Genomic DNA, 6,188 nt, shown 5'->3' with positions numbered 1-6,188 from the left:
TGTCCTTGGCGTCCCGCACCATCTGCGCGTACACGCCGGGGACGGGCTGCGCCGGGACGGCGGCCCGCCGCCGGACCGGCGTCGCCCCGGTGCCGCGCGGCAGCCCCGCGGTCCCCGACCCGTCGACCTCGAACTCGTAGGAGATCCGGTGCGAGGTCTCGCGCTTGCGGTCGACGACGACCATCTCGTCGGCCAGGTGCAGGACGAGGTCGCGCTGGTCGTCGGGGCGCTCCAGCCGCGTCCGCAGCGGCTCGAACTGCAGCGACAGGTCGTACCCGAAGGCCCCGTACAGACCGAGGTGCGGGTCGTCGCAGCGGAACAGGTCGACGACGGCGCGCAGCGCGGTGAAGACGGTCGGCTGGCGGCTGCGCTCCTCTTCGGCGAAAAAGCCCTCGGCCGGCGGGACGAAGACCTCGAACAGGCCGGGCTCGTCGGTCCGCACCTCGCCGACCTCGCGCAGCGCGCCCGCCAGCGCGGGCAGGACGACCCGGCCGCGCCCGTTCAGGGAGCGGACGGCGACCGTCCGGCCGCGCGCGACGATCTCCAGGCAGGGATCGACGTAGGCCATGTGCCAGCGGCTGTAGCGGCCCGGGTACTCCATGCCGGAGCTGAGCACGCCGCCGCGCCGCTCCCCCACGGCGGCGACGAGGACGTTCAGCGCGTCGGACTTGCGCTCGGAGTCGACCGGGACGGCGGTACGGGTCACCCGTACGCCCCCGGCCGTGACGAACTCGCTGGTCAGCGGCTGTCGTGAGACGGTCTCCACCGCGGTGGCCCCTCATGTCGGGCCCCCACCGGGCGTCGCGAACAGGAAACGACCGCCGGTGAGGGCGGTCGCCTGGTCGTGAACACGCGCGAACCGGCACCGCCTCAGCGGCGCCACCACCACCGGGAGGCTGCGGTTCGCATGCGGCGAGGCTACCACGGGCGCACGGTTCCCTACCTGGCGCTTCCCGGCGTGGAGCGATCCACCGAAGTCGTGCCGCGGCCGATATCGGGCTGTGACCAGGGCGTGTGTAGGCTCGCCCGGCCGCACCCCCGGCACGGTCCCGTCGCGCGACCCGGGCGGACCGTGCGCGGGCCAGACGAGGAGGACCCCATGACTCCCGACGACTCCCGGGAACCGACTCCGACCCAGCCCCCGCCGCCGGGCGCCGACCGCACCGACCGGAGCCCCTGGAACTGGCTCCTGGTCGTTCCCGTCGTGCTCCCGCTGCTCACGCTGCTCTACAACAGCGATGAGCCCCGCCTCGCGGGCTTCCCCGCCTTCTACTGGATCCAGCTGGCCTTCATCCCGCTGGGCGTCGCCTGCACCGTCCTCGTGTACCAGATGACGAAGAAGCGGGGCTGAGCCGATGGCACGCGACCACCTCACCGAGATCATCATCTTCGCCGTCCTGTTCCTGCTGGTCAGCGGGATGGGCTTCGTCGCCGCCCGGTGGCGGCGGCCCGACTCCATGCACAGCCTGGACGAGTGGGGCCTCGGCGGCCGCAGCTTCGGCAGCTGGGTCACCTGGTTCCTGATCGGCGGCGACCTCTACACCGCCTACACGTTCGTGGCCGTCCCCGCCCTGGTGTTCGGCGCGGGCGCGGCCGGATTCTTCGCCGTCCCGTACACGATCGTCGTGTACCCGCTGGTGTTCCTGGTTCTGATCAAGCTCTGGTCGGTCTCGCACGTGCACGGCTTCGTGACGCCGGCCGACTTCGTCCGGGCCCGCTTCGGCTCCCCGACGCTGGCGCTCGTCATCGCGATCACCGGCATCGTCGCCACGATGCCCTACATCGCGCTGCAGCTGGTCGGCATCGAGGCGGTGCTGAAGACGATGGGCGTGAACGGGCACTGGCCGATCATCATCGCGTTCGTGATCCTCGCGGCCTACACCTACCAGTCCGGGCTGCGCGCCCCCGCGCTGATCGCCTTCGTCAAGGACGTGCTGATCTACCTGGTCATCATCGTCGCGGTGCTGTACATCCCGGCGAAGCTCGGCGGCTGGGGCGACATCTTCGACGCGGCCAAGGCCAAGTTCGACAAGACCCCCGCGCCCGGAGACGGCATCACGATCGCCGGCAGCGGCCAGCTGAACTACGCGATGCTGGCGCTCGGCTCCGCGATGGCGCTGTTCCTCTACCCGCACAGCATCACCGGCGTGCTGGCCAGCAGGAACCGCAACGTGATCAAGCGGAACATGGCGGCGCTGCCCGCCTACAGCTTCGTGCTCGGCCTGATCGCGCTGCTCGGCTACATGGCCGTCGCGGCGGGCGTGAAGCCGGTCACCACGGACGGCAAGCCCGACACCAACACCGTGGTGCCGCAGCTGTTCGACCACATGTTCCCCGACTGGTTCGCCGGCGTGGCGTTCGCCGCCGTCGGCATCGGCGCGCTGGTCCCGGCGGCGATCATGTCGATCGCCGCGGCCAACCTGTTCACCCGCAACATCTACAAGGAGTACATCCGCCGCGACGCCGACGCCAGGGAGGAGGCGACCGTCAGCAAGCTGGTCTCGCTGATCGTCAAGGCCGGCGCGGTCGTGTGCATCCTCGCGCTCGACCCCGAGTTCTCCATCGACCTGCAGCTCATCGGCGGCGTCATCATCCTGCAGACGCTGCCGGCGGTGGGTCTCGGCCTCCTCACCCGCTGGTTCCACCGCGGCGCCCTCATCGCCGGCTGGGCCGCCGGCATGGCGGCCGGCCTGTGGATGCTGTACCGGATCCCGAACCCGGTGAAGGGCAAGGAGCACTTCGGCGGCTCGGCCTACCCGCTGAGCGACCTCGGCCTGGACACCAAGACGACGGTGTACGTCGGCATGCTGGCGCTCGCCGTCAACGTGGTCGTCGCGGTCGCCGGCACCCTGGTCTGCAGGGCCGCCAAGCTCGCGGACGGCGAGGACGCGACGCGCGCGGCCGACTACCTCGCCGACGAGGGAGACCCGCGGGTCAAGGATCTGGAGCTGGAGGCCAGCACCTGATCCGGCCCGGCCGGCCACCGGCGGCGCCGACCCGTCAAGATCCCCGGACTGACCGGGAGCGGACGGGCGGCGCCGCCTGCGCCTTCCGCGATGGCCGGATCAGGCGCGGCCCCGCGGCAAACTATTAGGTTACTTTCCTATTTATGCCGAACCGACCCGCGGCCGTGCTGTCGGCCGCCGCGCTCGCCGCGAGCCTCGCGGCGATCGTCACGCCGGGAGCCGCCGCCGCGGCCTGCCGCCCGGACGCCCGCGATCTCATGGTCACCTACCAGCCGGTGGACCATACCGTCGCCGACGCGCAGTACCACCGCGCGCGGCTGACCATCGACAACCACGACGACCGCTGCGCGCTGGGCGCCGCCGGATGGGCGATGTACTTCAACGCCGTCCGCCGGCCCGCCGCCGTCCTGGACGGGGCGGCGGGCGACTCCGCCCGCGCGCGGCTCGCGGGCCAGGGCCTCGCGATCACCCGGGCGGACGCCGCGCGGAGCGGCGACTTCTACACGCTCAGGCCGGGGGACGGCTTCGCGCCCGTCGGGCCCGGCGAGCGGCGCGCGATCGACGTCGACTTCGAGCTGTGGGCGGTCCACAAGTCCGACGCGCCCGCCGGGTGGACGATCGCCTTCGGCGGCGGGCGTCCGTCGTGGGTCCCGGCCAAGGCGCTGCTGGACCCGGCGGATCCGAAGCAGACCACCGCGTTCTCGGGCGACCACCGGCCCGTGCAGACCGCCGCGTCGCGCTATGCCGAGAACACGGCGCGCAGGCTCGACCTCACGCTGCGGCAGAGCATCGTCCCGCAGCCGCTGTCGGCCGCGGCCTCCGGCGGCACGGTCGCGATCGGCGGCGGGTCGCCCGTCTCGGCGCCGCGCTCGCTGCGCCGGGAGGCGGGCTACCTGCGCTCCGCGCTGACCGACGTGGCCGGCGGGCGCGGCGCGCCCGTCGCGCTGAGCGTCGACCCGAGGCTCGACGCCGACCGCGACGGCGAGCCCGATCCCGAGGGCTACACGCTGACCGCCGACGGCGGCGGAGTCAGGATCGTCGGCGCCGACCGCGCCGGGGTCCTCTACGGCGTCCAGACGCTGCGGCAGCTCGTCCCCGCGGGCGCCTACGCGGCGGCGGCGAGCGGACGGCCCGCGTCCACGGTCGAGGTGCCGCGCGCGAGGGTCTCCGACGCGCCGCTGTTCGGCTACCGGGGCCTGCAGATCGACGTGGGCCGCCACTTCGAGACCAAGCGGACCATCGAGAAGTTCCTCGACCTGATGAGCTTCACCAAACTCAACCGGCTCCACCTCGGCCTGACCAACGACGAGGGCTGGCGGCTGCAGATCCCGGGGCTGCCCGAGCTGACGGGGTTCGGCTCCGGCCGTGCCTTCGACCTCAAGGAGACGGGGGCTCTGCACCAGGGCATGGGGTCGGCCAACGACCTCGGCCCCGGCGACGGCATCTCCGGCAAGGCGGCCGGGCCGGCCGAGGCCAACCTCGGCCGGGAGCCCGCCTACCAGGGCTTCGAGCAGGGCACGCTCAACTTCGTCGGCAAGGGGAGCGGCTTCTACTCCGTACAGGACTTCGAGGAGATCCTCAGGTACGCGACCGAGCGGCACGTCGAGGTCGTCCCCGAGCTGAACTTCCCGGCGCACGCGCGTGCCGCGGTCCAGTCGATGGAGCGCCGGTACCAGCGGACGCACGACTCCGCGTACCGGCTGCTGGACCCGGCCGACACGAGCCGGCACACCAGCGTCCAGTACTACACCGACAATCTCGCGAATCCGTGCCTGCCCAGCACGTACGCCTTCCTGGACAAGGTCGCCTCCGAGGTGGCGAAGATGTACGAGCGCGCGGGCGCCCCGCTCAACCGGCTCAACCTCGGCGGCGACGAGCCGCCGGGCCCGCCCGAGGGGTGGTGGTCGGGGTCCCCGGCGTGCCAGAAGGCGCCCGAGACGGCCGGCAGGTCCGGTGAGGAGCTGAAGGAGCTGTTCTTCACCCGCTGGAACGCCATCGCGCACAAGTACGCCCCCGCGACCGCCGGCTGGGAGGACATCACCGACCCGACGCGCTCGTTCCGCCTCAAGGGGTTCACGCCGCTGCCCTGGCAGAACGTCTGGGGCTGGGGACGCGAGGACTGGGCCTACCGGTTCGCCAACGAGGGCACCCCGGTGATCCTCGCGCACGCCACGAACCTCTACATGGACCTCGCCTACAACAAGGACCCGGACGAGCCCGGCTACTACTGGGCCGCCTACGTGGACGAGAAGAGCACCTTCACCTACCAGCCGTTCGACGTGTACGCCAACGCCACCGAGGACCGCTGGGGCAACCCGGTCACGCCGAACCCGTCCTGGACGAAGCTGACCGCCGAGGGCCGCAAAAACATCCTCGGCCTGGAGGCGCAGCTGTGGGCCGAGAACGGCAAGGCTCCGGGGATCCGCGAGTACCAGGCGTTCCCGAAGCTGCTCGGCGCCGCCGAGCGGGCTTGGAACCGCGACACCCCCGCACCGGACGAGATGGACGCGGCCTGGGGCGTCTTCAGCAACACGCTCGGCCAGAAGACGTTCCCGCTCCTGTCGTTCTACAAGCCGGTGGGCCTGAGCGGCGCCGGGGTGAACTACCGCGTCCCGCCGCCCGGCGCGAAGATCTCCGACGGGACGCTGGCGGCGAACGTCCGCGACCCGGGCCTGGCGGTCGAGTACTCCACCGACGGCGCGAACTGGCGGCCGTACGCGGGGCCCGTGCGGGTCGGCGCGTACGCGCTCGCCCGGACCCGAAGCGCGGACGGCCGCAGCAGCCGCATCTCCCCGGCCGGCGTCCCGGCCTGGCGGAAAACCACGGCCTACAAGGCGGGGGCGCTGGTGAGCCACCAGGGCGAACTCTTCCGGGCGACCCGCGACGGCTCCGGCGGGGAACCCGGGCGCGACCCCGGCCACTGGGCGCTCCTCCAGTAGCCGGGCGCCTCCCGACCGGCACGGCGACGGCCCGGTCGTCCGCTCACGCGGACGGCCGGGTCGTTTTCTTTTCGGCTCTTGACAGGCGGATAGGTGAACATCGAAGGTGTGTGAACGATCACGTTAACGTTAATGTGACGCCGCCGACAACGGAAGGCCTCCTCGCATGAGGACACCGCGTCCCCCCGCCCGCCCCCTCGCGGCCCTGACGGCCGCCCTCGCCGCCGCGGCGCTGCTCGCCCCCGCCGCGGGCGTCGCCACACGCGCGACCGCCAGCACGTCC

At 72.4% G+C, this 6,188-nt stretch carries 3 protein-coding genes and 1 pseudogene; 3 read left to right on the top strand and 1 reads right to left on the bottom strand.

What is annotated here, in order from left to right; genetic code table 11:
- Positions 1-766: pseudogene (locus AB0C69_RS36325) on the bottom strand (anthranilate synthase component I); the annotation flags it as partial.
- 333 nt (positions 767-1,099) lie between these two features.
- Between AB0C69_RS36325 and AB0C69_RS36320 the strand changes: the two are divergent.
- The 3 genes from AB0C69_RS36320 (at position 1,100) to AB0C69_RS36310 (ending at position 5,905) form a co-directional block, all read left to right on the top strand.
- Positions 1,100-1,351 carry a DUF3311 domain-containing protein gene (locus AB0C69_RS36320; RefSeq protein ID WP_353832317.1) on the top strand — a complete coding sequence of 84 codons (252 nt, stop codon included), beginning with the start codon at positions 1,100-1,102 and terminating at the stop codon, positions 1,349-1,351.
- 4 nt (positions 1,352-1,355) lie between these two features.
- Positions 1,356-2,966 carry a monocarboxylate uptake permease MctP gene (mctP, locus tag AB0C69_RS36315; RefSeq protein ID WP_360360006.1) on the top strand — a complete coding sequence of 537 codons (1,611 nt, stop codon included), beginning with the start codon at positions 1,356-1,358 and terminating at the stop codon, positions 2,964-2,966.
- A gap of 143 nt (positions 2,967-3,109) precedes the next feature.
- On the top strand, positions 3,110-5,905 hold the full coding sequence (locus AB0C69_RS36310; protein ID WP_360360003.1) for a family 20 glycosylhydrolase: 2,796 nt from the start codon (positions 3,110-3,112) through the stop codon (positions 5,903-5,905).
- Positions 5,906-6,188: the final 283 nt, after the last annotated feature.

It is taken from the genome of Actinomadura sp. NPDC048032, assembly GCF_040653175.1.
Lineage (GTDB): Bacteria > Actinomycetota > Actinomycetes > Streptosporangiales > Streptosporangiaceae > Spirillospora > Spirillospora verrucosospora.
This window is presented reverse-complemented; position numbering and strand designations above follow the sequence as displayed.